The organism is Kocuria sp. PD6, assembly GCF_031844145.1.
GTDB classification, from domain to species: Bacteria; Actinomycetota; Actinomycetes; order Actinomycetales; family Micrococcaceae; genus Kocuria; species Kocuria marina.
Window position 1 is genome coordinate 29,901 of record NZ_JAUZUS010000010.1, and the last position, 16,117, is coordinate 46,017.

The following is a 16,117-nucleotide window of genomic DNA, read 5'->3' on the forward strand; positions in this document are numbered from 1 at the left end:
CGCCATGAACACACCCACCCCTGACAAGAACCATCGCGATCGGATCACCCTCACCGGGCTGGGCGCGGTGGGCTACCACGGCGTGTTCGAGAAGGAACGCCGCAGCGGCCAGCCGTTCTTCGTGGACCTCGTGCTCTACATGGACCTGCGACCGGCCGGGACCAGCGACGACCTCACCCGCACCGTGCACTACGGGGAAGTCGCAGAAATGGTGCGGGAGATCATCATCGGGACCCGGTTCCAGTTGATCGAGGCACTCGCGGAGGAGATCGCGCGGGCGCTCGTGGAGAATTTCCCCGCGGTGGCCGAGCTCGAGGTCACGGTCCACAAACCCAAGGCGCCGATCGACGTGACGTTCTCGGACGTGGCCGTGAGCATCCACCGCCGCCGAGGACACTACGAGGCGAGCGCGGACGGATGACGGCCCGGTGTGTTGTGGCCCTGGGGGCGAACCTGGGGGAGCGGTTGACGGTGCTGCGGCAGGCCGTGCGGACGCTGGACGCGACACCCGGGATCAGTGTCACGGCGAGCTCACCGGTCGTGGAGACCCGCGCGGTGGGTGGACCGCAGGACTCCCCGGACTACCTCAACGCGGTCGTGGAACTGCGTACCCGGCTCACGCCGTTCGAGGTGCTCGCGGTGTGCCAGAGCATCGAGGCCGAGCACGGTCGCACGCGTGACGTGCGCTGGGGGCCGCGCACCCTGGACCTGGATGTCGTGTGGTTCGAGGACGTCCACAGCGACGATCCGCGTTTGCAGTTGCCGCACCCGCGGGCCCACGAACGCGCGTTCGTGCTCGAACCGTGGGCCCTCATGGATCCGCGGGCCCACCTCGACGGCCGACCCGTCCGCGAGCTGGCCCGTGAGGCCTCGGACTTCGCGGATCTGACCGTGACCGAGCACCGCGTGCGACCGGAGGTGGGGTCCCCGTGCGATACCTGAACGTGTTGTCCCTCGTGGCGGCCGCCGCGGTCGCGGCGGCCGTGGGGTGGAGCCTCAATCACGTGGTGAGCGGGCAACACCAGAGCCTGCTCATCCTGCCGTGGCTCAGTCTGCTCGCCGAACTCGCGGCCGCGCTCGTGGTGGGGTACCTGGGGCTGCGGTTGCGCGCCTACCGGGACCCCGAACGCGGTGCCGGGCGACGTCGCGACCCGGCTCGGCGCAAACCGTACGATCCCGTGTGGGCCGTGGGTACGGCAGCGGCGGCGCAGGCAATCGCGTACTACGGAGCGCTGACCGCCGGGTGGCACGCCGGGATCGGCGTGGACCAGCTCACCCTGCTCGGGGTGCGTTCCACGCAGGAACCGTTGTGGCTGTGCATCGCCCAAGGCGTGGCGGGGATCGTGCTGGCGGTCGTGGGCTGGATCGTGGAGAAATCGTGTCGGCTCCCACCCGATGACCCCGACGCGGAGGAGGAAACCCCCTACGGTGGACGGCGGGACCCGTACGCCCCAGGAGAGGGAGGATATGCCCGCCACCGATGAACTGTCACCTCCGGGACTGACCTGGCACCAGGTGGCGCCCCAGTACGTTTCCGTACGCCTGATCAGCTCCGCCATCTCCACCATCGTGTGGACCGCGATCTTCTCGATCCCCTTGATCCTGGGTCTGCTCGGGACCTGGGGCGACCGCCCGCAGTGGTGGATGTGGATGCTGTCCGGGATCGTGCTCGGGCTGGGTCTCGTGAACCTGTCCCTGATCCCGCGCCGGGTCCGGGCCATCGGCTACGCGGAGGCACCCACCGAACTGTGGCTGCGCAAGGGCCTGTTCTTCCGCAGCGTGACCGTGGTGCCGTACGGGCGGATGCAGTACGTGGACATCAAGACCGGGCCGGTGCTCAACGCGTTCGGGCTGGCCACGCTCACGCTCCACACCGCGTCCGCGGCCACGGACGCCGTGCTGCCCGGGTTACCCCGCGCGGAGGCGGGCCGGTTGCGTGAGCAGCTCACGGAGCGCGGGGAAGAGCACATGGTGGGGTTGTGATGAGCCCGGACCCGTCCCACCGCTACGCGCAGCCGGGGTCGCCGGCAGACCCGGGCTCCGGTCCGCTCCCCGGGCCCGCCCAGCGCACTGGCACGGGTCCACGCCCCGGGGCGGACGCCGACGGCGCGTGGCACCGGGTGCACCCGCTCACGCCTTTCGTGCGCAGCTGGCTACTCGTGGTGGCCCTCGCGTGGGGCTTCGGCAACGTGTTCCTGGATGACCTCGTCACGGCGGTGCTCAACGGGGACCCCATCGAGATGGACGTGGGCGGGGCGGTGCAGCTCGCGGGCGCGGGTCTTGCGATCGCGATCCTGTGCGGTGTGCTCGGCCTGCTCATCGGTCTGGGTCTACTTTCGTGGTGGTTCATCCGCTACCAGATCACGGACGAACACGTGCGCCTGCGCACGGGGTGGCTGTTTCGCACGCACCGCCAGGCCCGCCTGGACCGGGTCCAGGGCATCGACATCGAGCGCAAGTTCGTCCCCCGGATCCTGGGTCTCGCGTCCTTGAAGTTCGACGTCGCAGACGGTGGGTCCAGCGTCCTCGAGCTGTCCTACCTTCGCCGCGACCACGCCCGCCAGCTGCGGCAACAACTGCTCGTGGCCGCGCACCACGCGTCGGACGCGCCGATCCCGCACCCCGCCCCGGACGCCCACGAGGCGTCGGCTGCTCATGACGGCCAAGCAACGGGGGAGGCGGCTGCCGACCGGTACCGGGATCCGCAGGTCACCCGCCCCGGGCGCGTGGCGCCGTGGGACCGTTCGGCGGCGAGCGCCGTCGTCCCCACCGTGGACTCCGGCGCGACCGACCGCTACCCCGCGTACCCGGGGGACCCCGCGGCCGGTACGGGCGAGCGCGGCAGGCGCGACACCGTGGACGTGCGGGCCGCCCGGAAGTACGGCCTGTTGGGCGAACAGGACGAGTTGCGGCGCGTGTTCACGGTGCCCACGAGCCGGGTGCTGCTGAGCCTCGTATGTTCCCCGCCTGCCGTGATCCTGCTGCTCATGGCGGTGGCGGCGGTGATCGCCGCGTTCTGGAACGCCCAGGTGATGCGGGTCATGATCCCCAGTTTCGTCCCCCTGCTGCTCGGCGTGGTCTCTACGGTGTACTCGCGGCTCGAGAAGAGCTGGGGGTTCACGCTCAGCGTGGTCCCCTCCGGGGTGCGCACCCGATCCGGGTTGTTCAATGAGCGCTCCTCCACGATTCCCACGGGGAGGGTGCAGGCCCTGGAGGTCGGTAAACCCCTGATGTGGCGCGGTTTCGACGGCCACCACGTCCGGGTGATCACCGCGGGTAAAGGCGGCTCCGAGGGCAGCGAGGGGCTCGGTTCCACGGTGTTGCCCGTGGGCACACTCGAGAACGTGCACGAGATCCTCGACCTCGTGCTGCCGCTCGAACACGCGCCCACCGAGCTGGTGGACCAGGGACTCACGGGGATCGACGACTCGGAGAACTTCACCACGAGCCCCCGGAGGGCCCGCTGGTTGGATCCGCTCACGTGGCGTCGCACGGGCTTCGCCTTGAACACGTCCGCGCTCGTGCTGCGGTGGGGCAGACTCGCACGGCACGCGAGCGTGATCCCGCACCACAAGACGCAGTCCGTGGCCGTGACCCAGGGTCCCGTGGACCGGCGGTTGCGGCTGAGTGGTTTCGCGGTGCACGTGACCCCCGGGTCGGTGACCACGTCCGTGCACCACCTGGACACCGCACAGGTCCGCGAGCTGCAGGCACGCCACACGGACCTTGCCCGCGCGGCGCGCGACCGCGTCAACGGTCGGGGCCGCGAACAGCACGCCACTGCGCTGGCAGGCACGCCCGACCCGCGGGGGAGCTGAGGCGCGTGCGCTACTCTGTGCGTGCCGTCGTCCCCGTCGAGGAGAATTTCCGTGAGACAACCCAGTGACCGCCCGGGCCGGTTGGGCGTGGGCGTGATCAGTGCCGGCAAGGTGGGCGCGGTGCTGGGCGCCGCGCTGCGGGCTGCGGGACACGCCGTCGTGGGTGTGCACGCGTCCTCCGAACAGAGCCGGGAGCGCGCGGGCGCCCTGTTGCCGGACGTACCCGTGTTGGACGTCCCCATGATCGTGGAACGCAGTGAACTCGTGCTGCTCGCGGTCCCGGACGACCAACTACCAGGCCTGGTGAGCGGGCTCGGTGCCACGGGCGCCTGGCAACCCGGTCAGCTCGTGGTGCACACCGCGGGGCGCTACGGCACGGATGTGCTCGAACCCGTGCGCCGCGCCGGGGGGATTGGCCTGGCCGTGCACCCCGCCATGACTTTCACGGGGCTCAGTCTGGACCTGCACCGGCTCGCGGACTGCAGCTTCGGCGTCACCGCCGCGGCACCCGTCCTGCCCATCGCGCAAGCCCTCGTGGTGGAGATGGGCGCCGAGCCCGTGGTGATCGCGGAAGCGGATCGCCCCCTGTACCACGCGGCGCTCGCCCACGGTTCCAATCACGTGATGACCCTGCTCGGGGAGTCCATGCAAGTGCTCGGGCAGATCGGGGTCACCCACCCGGAACGCGTCCTGGGCCCCCTCGCGCGAGCCACGGTGGACAACGCCCTGGCCTCCGGGGAGGATGCCCTGACCGGTCCCGTGGCCCGCGGGGACGTCGCCACGGTGGCCGCCCACGTCGCCGCCCTACGGGAGCTGTCCCAAGATGGGGTCTCCGCCGCCGACGCCGCCCGCTCGCCCGAGCGCGTCACGGCACCCGACGCCTCCGTGCGGGGAGCGCGCCAGGCGGACGCCGGGGAACAGTTGTTGGCGGGGTACCGCGCACTGGCGCGGCAGACCGCGGCCCGCGCGGCGTCGTCGGGCCGGATCGACGAGACGACCTATCGCGCGGTGCTTGCCGCGCTCGACGGAGAGGAATACCCGTGACGGGACCCGTGGTGTGCACCACCGTGGCGCAGTTGCGCGAGGAGATCGGGGCGCGCGTGACCCGCGGCGCCCGCACTGTGGGGTTGTTCCCCACCATGGGTGCCCTGCACGACGGGCACGCGCGGATCGCGCAGCGCACGCGTGCGGAGAACGACCTCGCGGTGGTGTCCGTGTTCGTCAACCCGCTGCAGTTCGGTCCCGGCGAGGACTTCGAGAGCTACCCGCGGGACCTGGACGGGGACGTTGCGCGGCTCGCCGAGGTGGGTGTGGACCTCGTCTTCGCGCCGTCGGTCGAGCAGATGTACCCGGACGGGACGCCCGTGGTGTCCGTGACCTCCGGGCGAGCAGGGTCGATCCTGGAGGGGGCGACGCGCCCCGGGCACTTCGACGGCGCCCTGACCGTGGTCAACAAGCTGTTCACGATCGCGGCACCGGGCCCCGCCGCGGAACTGCGGGCCTATTTCGGGGAGAAGGACGCGCAGCAACTGCTGCTCATGCAGCGGATGGTGCGTGATTTCGATCACCCGGTGGAGATCCGTGCGGTGCCCATCGTGCGCTCGGAGCAGGGGCTCGCCCTGTCCTCGCGCAACCAGTACCTCTCCGCCGAGCAGGCGGGCCACGCGCTCGTGCTGCATCGGACGTTGCGCGCGCTCGCGGCAGGGGAGCTCACGCTCGAGCGGGCGCGCAGCGCCATCGACGCCGAGCCGGAGGTGCGCCTGGACTACTTCGTGACCGTGGACCCGGGAGATCTTTCCCTCGTGGAACCCGGCCCCGGGACCCTCGCGCTCGTGGCGGCGTGGGTGGGCCCCACCCGCCTGATCGACAACATGCGAATCTGAGCGCGGGCGGTATCCTGGTCCATTGTGACCGAGCAGCCCGAATCCACCGTTCCCGCAGACACCGCCAGCACCGATCCGGAGCTGAGCGCCCACGAGCTCAACGATCAGATGGCCGTGCGCGCCGCCAAGCGCCAGGCAGCGCAGGTCGCCGGGATGGCGCCCTATCCCGTGGACGTGCACCGCACCACGACCCTTGCCGCGGTCCGTGAGCAGTTCGGTCAGCTCGAAGCCGGGGAGGAGACCGAGCACGTCGTGACCGTGGCCGGTCGTGTGGTCCACGTGCGCAACACCGGCAAGCTGTGCTTCGCGACCCTCCAGGAGGGGGACGGTACCCGGCTGCAGGCCATGCTCTCCAAGGTCAACGTGGGGGACGAACCCCTCGCGCAGTGGAAGGCCCTCGTGGACCTCGGCGACTTCGTGGCCATCACCGGTCGCGTGATCAGCTCGCGGCGCGGGGAGCTGTCCGTGATGGCGGACTCGTGGACCATGGCCTCCAAGGCCCTGCGCCCCCTGCCCACCATGCATAAGGAACTCAACGAGGAAACCCGGGTGCGCCAGCGCTACCTGGACCTGATCGTGCGCCAGGAGGCCCGCGACGTCGTCCTCACGCGCTCCACGATCACGCGCACCGTACGCCGTGTCATGGAGGAACAGGGGTACGTGGAGATCGAGACCCCCATGCTCCAGCTCGTGCACGGCGGGGCCGCGGCGCGCCCATTCGGTACGCACCTCAACGCGTTCGACCAGGACATGACGCTGCGTATCGCCACCGAGCTGTATCTCAAGCGTGCGGTCGTGGGCGGTATCGACAGGGTTTTCGAGATCGGCCGGGTCTTCCGTAACGAGGGTGTGGATTCCTCCCACAGCCCGGAATTCACCACGCTCGAGGCGTATGAGGCCTATGCCGATCAATTCGTGATGGCGCAGCGGATCCAGGAGATCATCCAGGAATGTGCCCGCGCGCTCGATGTGGACGGGGTGGACACCGAGGACGGCCGCATTGATTTGTTCGGGGAGTGGGCATGGGTTTCCGTGTATCCGGGACTGTCCGAGGCCGTGGGACGGGAGGTCACCCCGGACACGGATGTCACGGAGCTGCGAAAGATCGCCGCTCAGCGCGATATTCAGGTGAATCCTGCATGGGACGCACAGAAACTCGTCATGGAACTCTTCGAGGAAATCGTGGAGCCCACCCTGATCCAACCCACGTTCGTGTACGACTACCCGCCGGCCGCACAACCGCTCGCCCGGCCCCACCGCGAGAAGCCGGGGTTGATCGAGGCGTGGGACCTGATCATCGGAGGGATGGAGCGTGGCACCGCGTTCTCCGAGCTCGTGGACCCGGTGGTGCAGCGCGACCGGCTCACGGAGCAGTCCCGGCTCGCCGCGGCGGGGGACGACGAGGCCATGCAGTTGGACGAGGACTTCCTGCGGGCCCTCGAATACGGCGCGCCGCCCATGGGCGGGCTCGGCCTGGGGCTGGACCGGCTCATCATGCTGTTCACCAACCTGGGCATCCGGGACACCATCCTCTTCCCACTCATGAAGCCCGAGTGAACCGGCCCGGCGCAGTACCGCGTCCAGCCGCCGTCCAGTCCTGGAGAGGATGATCACCGTCATGGATTACCTGGCCGTCTTCGTACCCTCACTCGGTGTGGGTGTGGTCTTCTACCTCGTGATGCGCTGGTTGCTGCGCGGGGACAGGACCGAGCGCAGTGCGCAGGCACAGGCCCGCGACGACGCCGAGCAGTGGTACCGCTCGGTACGCGAACGCGAGGGGGACAAAGTCCCGTTCGGATATCAGGAGGATAAGCCCCGGCAACAACGGGGTCTGGGCTTACGCAACAGCATTCCTATTCGTGAATCCCCGGAAGATCCCAATAGCCCGTGATGACAATTATTCGAATATCTGCCATGATAGGACCGTGAATCCGCGGTCCCTGCATTTCATTCCGGGGACGTTCCCATGGGTGAATCCGAACAGTTTCCATGAGGAATGGAGATCGGAATCACACGGGGGGCAAATTCCTGTGTTTCACCCCACAGCATGAATTTGCTAGCGCGAATAATTGATCGACGAGCCCGTAGGGCGTTTGGAGGAGCTGGAGCATGGCTCAGACCGTGAAAATCATTCTTGAAGACGATATCGACGGTGGCGAGGCCAATGAGACCGTGCGTTTCGGTCTGGACGGCGGCCAGTACGAGATCGACCTGAGCTCGGCCAACGCCACCAAGCTGCGCGACGCCCTGCGTCCCTACGTCGCGGCCGGTCGCCGCGCGTCCGCCAAGAGCGGGCGCAGCCAGAACACCACCACGCGCCCGAACCGCTCGGGCAACCCCGAGACCCCCAAGATCCGCGCGTGGGCCAAAGAGCAGGGCCTGCAGGTCTCGGACCGCGGCCGTATCCACCAGGACATCCAGGACAAGTACTACGCCGCTCACAACGACTGAGTTCGTAGCACACCCCGGCATCACGGCCGGAACACGCCGCAACAGGCGTGTTCCGGCCGTTGTCGTCGGTACCGGGGAGCACGGGACGGGGAGTTGCGAAAGGCCCCCCGGGGGGAATTTTGCTGAGGGCTGGATACCGTGCGCCAGTGGCGAACAGTGCCGGAAACGCCGCGCGGGATGCCTAGCATCGTTGACAAAGATCAATGAAGGAGTATCCATGTTCGAACGCTTCACCGACCGCGCCCGCAGGGTCGTCGTGCTGGCCCAGGAAGAGGCCAGGATGCTCAACCACAACTACATCGGGACCGAGCACCTGCTGCTCGGCCTGATCCACGAGGGTGAGGGCGTCGCCGCCAAGGCCCTCGAGTCCATGGGCATCACCCTGAGCGCCGCCCGCGAGCAGGTCCAGGACATCATCGGCCCGGGCCAGCAAGCGCCCTCGGGTCACATCCCGTTCACGCCCCGCGCCAAGAAGGTGCTTGAGCACTCGCTGCGCGAGGCCCTGCAGTTGGGGCACAACTACATCGGGACCGAGCACATCCTGCTCGGGATCATCCGCGCCGGCGAGGGCGTGGCCTCCCAGGTGCTCGTCAAGCTCGGCGCCGATCCCGGCAAGGTCCGCGCCACGGTGCTGGAACTGATCTCCGGTTACCAGTCCGGCAACGCCGGCGGGGAGAAGGAAGCCGCCGGCGTCGGCACCGGTGGCCGCGCCGAGGGCGCTCCCGCGGGTTCGGCCGTGCTGGACCAGTTCGGTCGCAACCTCACCGCCGCCGCGCGCGAGTCCACGCTGGACCCCGTGATCGGGCGCTACCGCGAGATGGAGCGCGTGATGCAGGTGCTCTCCAGGCGCACCAAGAACAACCCGGTGCTGATCGGTGAACCCGGTGTCGGTAAGACCGCGGTCGTGGAGGGCCTGGCCCAGGCGATCGTGCGCGGGGACGTCCCCGAGACGCTTAAGGACAAGCAGCTCTACACGCTGGACCTGGGATCGCTCGTGGCCGGTTCCCGCTACCGCGGTGACTTCGAGGAACGCCTCAAGAAGGTGCTCAAGGAGATCCGTACGCGCGGGGACATCATCCTGTTCATCGACGAGATCCACACGCTCGTGGGTGCGGGTGCCGCGGAAGGCGCGATCGACGCCGCGTCGATCCTCAAGCCCATGCTGGCGCGCGGCGAGCTGCAGACCATCGGTGCCACCACGCTGGACGAGTACCGCAAGCACATCGAGAAGGACGCCGCCCTCGAACGGCGCTTCCAGCCCATCCAGGTGGACGAGCCCTCCGAGGCCCACGCCGTGGAGATCCTCAAGGGCCTGCGCGACAAGTACGAGGCGCACCACCGCGTGTCCATCTCGGACGACGCGCTGGAGGCCGCGGTGCACATGTCCGCGCGCTACGTCTCGGACCGGTTCCTGCCCGACAAGGCCATCGACCTGATCGACGAGGCCGGTGCACGTCTGCGCATCAAGCGCATGACCGCGCCGCCGGAGATCAAGGCCCTGGATCAGAAGATCGCGGACACCAAGCGTGCCAAGGAAGCCGCGATCGAGGGCCAGGACTACGAGAAGGCCGCGTCCCTGCGCGACACCGAGCAGAAGCTCATCGCCGAGCGTGATGAGAAGGACACCGCGTGGCGCGAGGGCGACGACCAGATCTCGGAGGTGACCCCGGAGGTCATCTCGGACGTCCTGTCCGCCTCCACGGGTGTGCCTGTGTACAAGCTCTCCGAGGAGGAGTCCGGACGGCTGCTGCACATGGAGGACGAGTTGCACAAGCGCGTCATCGGGCAGAACGAGGCCATCAAGGCCCTGTCCCGCTCCATCCGCCGTACCCGAGCTGGTCTGAAGGACCCGCGCCGCCCGGGTGGCTCGTTCATCTTCGCCGGGCCCACTGGCGTGGGTAAGACCGAGCTGGCCAAGGCGCTCGCGGAGTTCCTGTTCGGTGATGAGGACGCCCTGATCACGCTGGACATGTCCGAGTACCAGGAGAAGCACACCGTCTCCCGGCTCTTCGGTGCCCCTCCGGGCTACGTGGGGTACGAGGAGGGCGGTCAGTTGACCGAGAAGGTCCGCCGCAAGCCGTTCTCCGTGGTGCTGTTCGACGAGGTCGAGAAGGCCCACCAGGACCTCTTCAACTCGCTGCTGCAGATCCTCGAGGACGGTCGCCTGACCGACTCGCAGGGCCGTGTGGTGGACTTCAAGAACACCGTGATCATCATGACCACGAACCTCGGTACCCGGGACATCTCCCGCACGGTTCCCGTGGGCTTCCAGGCCAGCGGGGACGCGGCCACGTCCTACGACCGCATGCAGGCCAAGGTGCAGGAGGAGCTCAAGGAGCACTTCCGTCCCGAGTTCCTCAACCGCGTGGACGAGATCATCGTGTTCCCGCAGCTGAGCGAGAGTGAGATCGTGCAGATCGTGGACCTGTTCGTCGCGCGCCTGCAGCGGCGGTTGCGTGAGCAGGACATGTCCATCTCGCTGTCCGACGCCGCCAAGCAGTTGCTCGCCAAGAAGGGCTACGACCCCGCGATGGGTGCCCGGCCGCTGCGCCGGACCATGCAGCGCGAGATCGAGGACCAGCTCTCCGAGCGGATCCTGTTCGGCGAGATCGCCTCGGGCGAGAAGATCTCGGTGGACGTCGAGGGTGAGGGCGACGACGCCACTTTCACCTTCTCCTCCACGCCCATGTCCGAGCTCTCCGACGACGAGATCCGGGAGATCGAGAACACCCCGGCGTTCTCGGACGACGCCGACAGCCAGTCCGGCAAAGACGTGCCGCGCTCGCCCCACTCGGGGCCCGACAGCGGCGGGGGAGCGGCCCAGGCGCAGGCCTGAGCCACCCCGCGCGGTGCCCGGCACCGCGGCGCCTCCGCGAGCGGGCGGCGTCGTTGACCACAACGGTCGGCGACGCCGCCCGCTCGCGTTCGAACGGACGCGTACAGTCGTGGGCATGGTAGAGATCCGCATCCGCCCCGCCCGGACCTCGGACGTCCATGGCATCAAGGAGCTCGTGGCGCCCATGGCGGCCGAGCGCATCCTGATCACCAAGGACACGGTGACGTACTTCGAGAGTATCCAGGAGTTCGTGGTTGCGGAGGACGACGCCGGGAACCTCGTGGGCTGCGGGGCCTTGCACGTGATGTGGGAGGACCTCGCGGAGGTGCGCACCCTGGCCACGTCCCCCGCGGCGCGCGGTCACGGCGTGGGCGGGCGGATGATCGAGGAACTGCTGGCCCGTGCGGCTCGGCTCGGGGTCGGCCGGGTTTTCTGCCTGACCTTCGAGGTGGCGTTCTTCGCGCGGCACGGATTCGCCGTGATGGAGAACCAGGAGACCATCGAGCCCGAGGTCTTCGCAGAGCTGTTGCGTTCCCACGACGAGGGCGTCGCGGAGTTCCTGGACCTGGCCCGGGTCAAACCCAATACGCTGGGCAACACGCGGATGATCCGCGCGATCACCCCGGAAGGCTGACCGCACCGACGTCCGAGGTGGCCAGACCGTCCGCGAGCAGTCCGTTCAACGCACGCTCCCGTTGTTCGGCGGGCGCGGGCAGCCGCCACAGGGCCCCGAGCCGTTCGATCACCACAGCGGGCGGGGCCGCGTGCTCCCCGGCGATCTGTTCCGAGCCCGCGAGGTCCGTGAGCAGCAACTGCGCGGGCACGGGCTCGTCCGCGGCGCGCAGCACCGCCATCATGGCCCCGCGGACCTGGCGGTCCGTGCCGTGCCACAACTGGCCCCTGGGCGTCTCCTGCGCGGGAGGGCTGCCAGCCGCGACCCACGCGCAGTCCCGCCGCACGGGGCACTTGTCGCAGCGCGGCGAACGCGCGGTGCAAATCAGTGCGCCCAGCTCCATCACGGCCTGGTTCCACGCGACCGATTCCGCGACGTCCTGGGGCAGGACGTCCTGCGCCAACCGGGTCTCCGCCGCGGTGAGGGAACGGGACGGCAGGGCCCGCCCGGAGAACACCCGGGCCTCGACCCGGCGGATGTTCGTGTCCACGACCGTGTGGCGCTGACCGAACGCGAACACGGCCACTGCCGCCGCGGTGTACGCGCCGATCCCGGGCAATGCCAACAGCTGTGCGTGGTCCTCGGGCACCCGCCCGTCGTGCTCCGCGGCGATGTTCTGGGCAGCCGCGTGCAGCCGCAGCGCGCGGCGCGGGTAGCCGAGCCTGTCCCACGCGCGCAGGACCTCCGCCGGCGACGCCGCCGCGAGATCGCCCGGTTCCGGCCACTGTTCGAGCCACCGGCGCCACACCGGCAGGACGCGCCCCACCGGGGTCTGCTGCAGCATGATCTCGCTCACGAGCACCTGCCACGGTGTGCGTTCGGGCGCGCGCCACGGCAGGTCGCGGGACGCCCGCCGGTACCACTCGATCACGGCTGCGTGAATGCCGTGAAGTCGCTCGTCGCGGGCTGGTGTGCGGCTCGAGTTCATAACTGTCCACGGTAGCCTGGAGACCATGGCTTCCGGTTCCGAACAGCACGATCCCCCCACGTCCCCCGCGGAATCCGCGGACACCGGGGGCAGGCTCCCGGAGCACGTCTACCGGCGACGCCGCATGGTCGCTCTCGCCGTGATCGTCGCCCTGGCCCTGGCCCTGCTGTGGGCAGTGGTCTCGGGCGTGCGCGCACTCACGGCACCGGACGCCGACGACGCGAATGCCACGCAGCAGCCCGACGCCGCGGCGCAGCCGAGCACGGATCCCCAGAACAAGTTCGCGGACTTCACTGCCCGGCCCACACCGTCCGGAACTGGTGCACCCGGCGCGTCCGGCAGCCCGAGTGCGAGCAGTACGGCGGCGCCGGAATGCGGCGCGGATCTGGCGGTGAGTGCCGCGACCGACAAACAGAGTTACGCGGCGGGCCAGAACCCGGTGCTCGAACTGACCCTCGAGAACAAGGGCCAGCATCCGTGCCGCGTGGACGCCGGTAGCAGTCACATGGCCTTCGTGGTGACCTCCGGTGCGGACACCGTCTTTGATTCACGGCACTGCGCGGCAGCCGGTGAGGACCGTCAGATCACCCTGGACACGGGGCAGAAGGAGACCGCACGGCTCACGTGGAACCGGGTGCGCACCGCGGAGGGCTGCCCGGCCGGCCAGTCCGAGGCGCTCGCCGGGTACTACAACCTCACGACGTCGCTCGGGGACGTCGCGAGCCAGCAGGCCGTTTTCAGCCTGCAGTGAGTGGGCGACGGGCGGCTCACGGCTCGCGCAGATCCACCGGCGACGGCGGTCCCGGGGTTCGCGCGGCCGGCTGGCGGCCCTCGAGGTGACCATCGGTGGGCGATGCCCGGGCGGTGCACGGGCCGCGTCCGCGACCGGGCCACCCGGACTGCTAAATGAACCGCTCCAGCAGGCTCGTCTCGGCCATACGGGACAAGGACTCGCGTACGGTGCGGGCACGCTGCTCGCCGATGCCCTCCACGGACATCAGGTCCTCGAGGTTCGCGGCCATGAGCGACTGCAGGCCGTCGAACTGGGCCACGAGCCGTTTCGCCACCGCACGCGGCATGGACTTGATGCCCTCGAGCAGCCGGTAACCGTGGGGGTGCAGGTCCACCTCCAAGTTGCCCTGCGGCCCGGTGAGACCCGCGGCCACCGCGACCCGCTGCAGATCGATCAGTTCGGTGGACGACAACCGGGCGAGCCGGTCCAGGGACTCCGCGATCACCTCGGGCGTCGTGGCCTCGGGCAGGTAGTCCCGCAGGACCACGCCGGGCCCCGGTCCCGTCCCGGCCGTGAGCTCCTCGAGCTGCAGGGAGATCAGACGCCCGTCCGAGCCGAGTTCCAGGACGTACCACCCGATCTCGTCCGAGATCCTGCGCACCATCTCCATCCGCTGCAGCGTCAGGGCCACGTCGCGGGCGGTCACGGCGGCTTCGATCTCGAGCGCCGAGAGGCTGCCCAGGACCTGCTCGAGGCGGTTGCTGTAGTGCTCCAGGGTCTGCAGGGCCTGGTTCGCGCGGGCCATGATGGCCTGGGAACCGTCGATCGCGTAGCGGTAATCGGCCACGTAGATCGTGATGACGCTCATGGACTGGCTGACCGAGATCACGGGAACACCGGTCTGCTTGGCGGTGCGCTCGGCGGAGCGGTGACGCGTGCCGGACTCCTGGGTGCGGATGGACGCGTCCGGCATGAGCTGGACCCCGGCCTTGAGGATGCGGGTGGCTTCCTTGTCGCACACGATCGCCCCGTCCATCTTGGCGAGTTCGCGCAACTTGGTGGGGGTGAATTCGGTGTCGATGTCGAACCCGCCCGAACACAGCGACTCCACGGAGCGGTCGAATCCGAGCACGATGAGCGCGCCCGTGCGGCCCCGGAGGATGCGCTCCAGCCCCGTCCTCAGTTCAGTACCGGGGGAGACCCTGGCCAGGGTCCGTCTCAGGGCAGTCTCGTGCGATTTCACCACGGCCTCATTCTATGTGCGCTCGCCCCGCCCGAAGGCCAACATGCCTCGCGTGGCATGTGTGTTCAGACTCGGCCCTGCCGCGGTGGACTCGGCCGTACGGCGTCGGGCTCAGCCCTGCCGCGGCGGGAAGAGCAGCTCCATGGCCTGTGAGACGGTGGTGACCTCACGCACGGAGAAGCCCGGAGGGATCTTGCCGGGTCCGTTGGGGGATGCCGGGACCACGGCGTGGGTGAAGCCCAGCCGGGCGACCTCCTGGATCCTGCGGTTGATCTCCGGTACGGGGCGGACCTCACCGGCCAGTCCGATCTCCCCGAAGCACACGAGCCGCTGGGGCAGCGGTCGATCCTGGGCGGCGGACGCGAGCGCCATGCACACCGCGAGGTCCATGGCGGGTTCGGTGAGCCGCACACCGCCCACGGTGGACACGTAGCAGTCCATGGTCGCGAGGGCCACGCCCGCCCGGCGCTGCAACACCGCGAGCAGCATGGCCACCCGGGAACCGTCCAGGCCGGAGGTGGCCCGTCGGGGTTGCGCGGTGCTGGACTTGTCCAGCAGGGCCTGGACCTCCGCGAGCAGCGGCCTGCGCCCCTCCACGGTGACGCTCAGACATGTTCCCGCGACCGGGACGGGGGTGCGGGAGACGAACAGGCCGGACGGGTCCGAGACCGAGCGGATACCGTTCTCCTCGAGATCGAAGCACCCGACCTCGTCCGTGGGGCCGAACCGGTTCTTCACGGCCCGCAAGAGGCGGATGCGCGAGTGTTTGTCCCCCTCGAACTGACACACGACGTCCACGAGGTGTTCGAGCAACCGGGGACCGGCGATCGAACCTTCCTTGGTCACGTGGCCCACGAGCAGGGTGGTCATGTTCCGGGTCTTGGCGGCGTGGATGAGGCTCGCCGCGACCTCCCGCACCTGGCTCACCCCGCCCGCCGAACCCTCGATCTCCGGGCTCGCGAGGGTCTGCACCGAGTCCACGATCAACAGTTCCGGTTTTAAGTCCTTGACCTGCGCGAGCGCCGCGGAGAGGTCGGTCTCCGCGGTGAGGTACAGCTTTTCCGAGAGGGCATCGATGCGCTCGGCCCGCAGTTTGACCTGCGCCGCGGACTCCTCCCCGGTCACGTACAACACGGTGCGGGGATCGGGCCCGCCCGCCACCTTGGCGGCTGCGTCCAGGAGCAGCGTGGACTTACCCACGCCGGGTTCCCCCGCGATCAGGATGACCGCACCGGGCACGAGTCCGCCGCCCAGGACGCGGTCGAACTCGGTGACGCGCGTGGGGGTGAAGCGGGCCACCGAGGAATCCACCTGGCCGATGGGTTGAGCGGGCACCGCCACGCTGGCCGCGGCCCGGGTGCGCCCGTGTTCCAGGTTCGTGGAGATCTCCTGCACGGTGCCCCAGGACTGGCACTCACCGCACCGGCCCACCCATTTGGCCGTGGTCCAGCCGCATTCCGTGCACCGGTAGGAGACGGACGGCTTTCTGGTCTTCGCGCTCATGCTGTCACCGTAGGGGGCGGATCTGACGCGCATAAGCGGCACGGATCCG

The 16,117-nt window shown here is 69.2% G+C and carries 16 protein-coding genes; 13 read left to right on the forward strand and 3 right to left on the reverse strand.

From position 1 onward, the window contains the following. The first annotated feature begins 4 nt into the window (after positions 1–4). The 12 genes from folB (at position 5) to Q9R22_RS10360 (ending at position 11,622) form a co-directional block, all read left to right on the forward strand. Complete coding sequence (folB, locus tag Q9R22_RS10305; protein ID WP_206399690.1) at positions 5–421, forward strand: dihydroneopterin aldolase; 417 nt, start codon at positions 5–7, stop codon at positions 419–421. Further along, positions 418–942 (forward strand): 2-amino-4-hydroxy-6-hydroxymethyldihydropteridine diphosphokinase, encoded by a 525-nt coding sequence (gene folK, locus Q9R22_RS10310; RefSeq protein WP_098054258.1) that lies wholly within the window; start codon positions 418–420, stop codon positions 940–942. Before folB ends, folK begins: the two co-directional genes overlap by 4 nt. Further along, positions 930–1,484 (forward strand): DUF3180 domain-containing protein, encoded by a 555-nt coding sequence (locus Q9R22_RS10315; protein WP_131333415.1) that lies wholly within the window; start codon positions 930–932, stop codon positions 1,482–1,484. The genes folK and Q9R22_RS10315 overlap by 13 nt, the downstream gene beginning before the upstream one ends. After that, positions 1,468–1,983: a PH domain-containing protein gene (locus Q9R22_RS10320; protein ID WP_131333414.1), complete on the forward strand. Its 516-nt coding sequence runs from the start codon at positions 1,468–1,470 to the stop codon at positions 1,981–1,983. Before Q9R22_RS10315 ends, Q9R22_RS10320 begins: the two co-directional genes overlap by 17 nt. After that, a complete protein-coding gene (locus tag Q9R22_RS10325) occupies positions 1,983–3,818 on the forward strand; it encodes a PH domain-containing protein (RefSeq protein ID WP_131333413.1) in 1,836 nt (611 codons plus the stop codon). Before Q9R22_RS10320 ends, Q9R22_RS10325 begins: the two co-directional genes overlap by 1 nt. Positions 3,819–3,869: 51 nt before the next feature. Continuing rightward, entirely contained in the window at positions 3,870–4,862 is a 993-nt protein-coding gene (locus Q9R22_RS10330) for a Rossmann-like and DUF2520 domain-containing protein (RefSeq protein ID WP_131333412.1), read from the forward strand. Next, complete coding sequence (gene panC, locus Q9R22_RS10335; RefSeq protein ID WP_131333411.1) at positions 4,859–5,701, forward strand: pantoate--beta-alanine ligase; 843 nt, start codon at positions 4,859–4,861, stop codon at positions 5,699–5,701. The genes Q9R22_RS10330 and panC overlap by 4 nt, the downstream gene beginning before the upstream one ends. Positions 5,702–5,809: 108 nt before the next feature. After that, the gene (gene lysS, locus Q9R22_RS10340) at positions 5,810–7,258 is read left to right on the forward strand and encodes a lysine--tRNA ligase (protein WP_396415671.1); all 1,449 of its coding nucleotides are present in this window, start codon (positions 5,810–5,812) and stop codon (positions 7,256–7,258) included. 49 nt (positions 7,259–7,307) lie between these two features. Next, positions 7,308–7,592, forward strand: coding sequence for a hypothetical protein (locus Q9R22_RS10345; protein WP_131333409.1), 285 nt, complete (start codon positions 7,308–7,310; stop codon positions 7,590–7,592). Between the two features lie 218 nt (positions 7,593–7,810). After that, entirely contained in the window at positions 7,811–8,152 is a 342-nt protein-coding gene (locus Q9R22_RS10350) for an Lsr2 family protein (RefSeq protein ID WP_131333408.1), read from the forward strand. 217 nt (positions 8,153–8,369) lie between these two features. After that, on the forward strand, positions 8,370–10,988 hold the full coding sequence (locus tag Q9R22_RS10355) for an ATP-dependent Clp protease ATP-binding subunit (protein WP_131333407.1): 2,619 nt from the start codon (positions 8,370–8,372) through the stop codon (positions 10,986–10,988). A 115-nt stretch (positions 10,989–11,103) separates the two neighbouring features. Next, positions 11,104–11,622: an amino-acid N-acetyltransferase gene (locus tag Q9R22_RS10360; RefSeq protein WP_179861259.1), complete on the forward strand. Its 519-nt coding sequence runs from the start codon at positions 11,104–11,106 to the stop codon at positions 11,620–11,622. On the opposite strand, the gene Q9R22_RS10365 is transcribed toward Q9R22_RS10360, so the two are convergent. Beyond that, positions 11,606–12,616: an A/G-specific adenine glycosylase gene (locus tag Q9R22_RS10365; protein WP_131333406.1), complete on the reverse strand. Its 1,011-nt coding sequence runs from the start codon at positions 12,614–12,616 to the stop codon at positions 11,606–11,608. The genes Q9R22_RS10360 and Q9R22_RS10365 overlap by 17 nt on opposite strands. Here Q9R22_RS10365 and Q9R22_RS10370 point away from each other — a divergent pair. After that, positions 12,615–13,340 carry a hypothetical protein gene (locus tag Q9R22_RS10370; protein WP_131333405.1) on the forward strand — a complete coding sequence of 242 codons (726 nt, stop codon included), beginning with the start codon at positions 12,615–12,617 and terminating at the stop codon, positions 13,338–13,340. The genes Q9R22_RS10365 and Q9R22_RS10370 overlap by 2 nt on opposite strands. Positions 13,341–13,491: 151 nt before the next feature. Here Q9R22_RS10370 and disA read toward each other — a convergent pair whose 3' ends face one another. After that, on the reverse strand, positions 13,492–14,568 hold the full coding sequence (disA, locus tag Q9R22_RS10375; protein WP_131333404.1) for a DNA integrity scanning diadenylate cyclase DisA: 1,077 nt from the start codon (positions 14,566–14,568) through the stop codon (positions 13,492–13,494). Positions 14,569–14,676: 108 nt separating this feature from the next. Beyond that, entirely contained in the window at positions 14,677–16,068 is a 1,392-nt protein-coding gene (gene radA, locus Q9R22_RS10380; protein WP_131333403.1) for a DNA repair protein RadA, read from the reverse strand. Positions 16,069–16,117 lie beyond the last annotated feature (49 nt).

Coding starts and splice junctions, on each gene's coding strand:
- folB (WP_206399690.1), top strand. CDS start 5: ATGAACACACCCACCCCTGACAAGAACCATCGCGATCGGATCACCCTC.
- folK (WP_098054258.1), top strand. CDS start 418: ATGACGGCCCGGTGTGTTGTGGCCCTGGGGGCGAACCTGGGGGAGCGG.
- Q9R22_RS10320 (WP_131333414.1), top strand. CDS start 1,468: ATGCCCGCCACCGATGAACTGTCACCTCCGGGACTGACCTGGCACCAG.
- Q9R22_RS10325 (WP_131333413.1), top strand. CDS start 1,983: ATGAGCCCGGACCCGTCCCACCGCTACGCGCAGCCGGGGTCGCCGGCA.
- lysS (WP_396415671.1), top strand. CDS start 5,810: ATGGCCGTGCGCGCCGCCAAGCGCCAGGCAGCGCAGGTCGCCGGGATG.
- Q9R22_RS10345 (WP_131333409.1), top strand. CDS start 7,308: ATGATCACCGTCATGGATTACCTGGCCGTCTTCGTACCCTCACTCGGT.
- Q9R22_RS10350 (WP_131333408.1), top strand. CDS start 7,811: ATGGCTCAGACCGTGAAAATCATTCTTGAAGACGATATCGACGGTGGC.
- Q9R22_RS10355 (WP_131333407.1), top strand. CDS start 8,370: ATGTTCGAACGCTTCACCGACCGCGCCCGCAGGGTCGTCGTGCTGGCC.
- Q9R22_RS10360 (WP_179861259.1), top strand. CDS start 11,104: ATGGTAGAGATCCGCATCCGCCCCGCCCGGACCTCGGACGTCCATGGC.
- Q9R22_RS10370 (WP_131333405.1), top strand. CDS start 12,615: ATGGCTTCCGGTTCCGAACAGCACGATCCCCCCACGTCCCCCGCGGAA.
- Q9R22_RS10365 (WP_131333406.1), bottom strand. CDS start 12,616: ATGGTCTCCAGGCTACCGTGGACAGTTATGAACTCGAGCCGCACACCA.
- radA (WP_131333403.1), bottom strand. CDS start 16,068: ATGAGCGCGAAGACCAGAAAGCCGTCCGTCTCCTACCGGTGCACGGAA.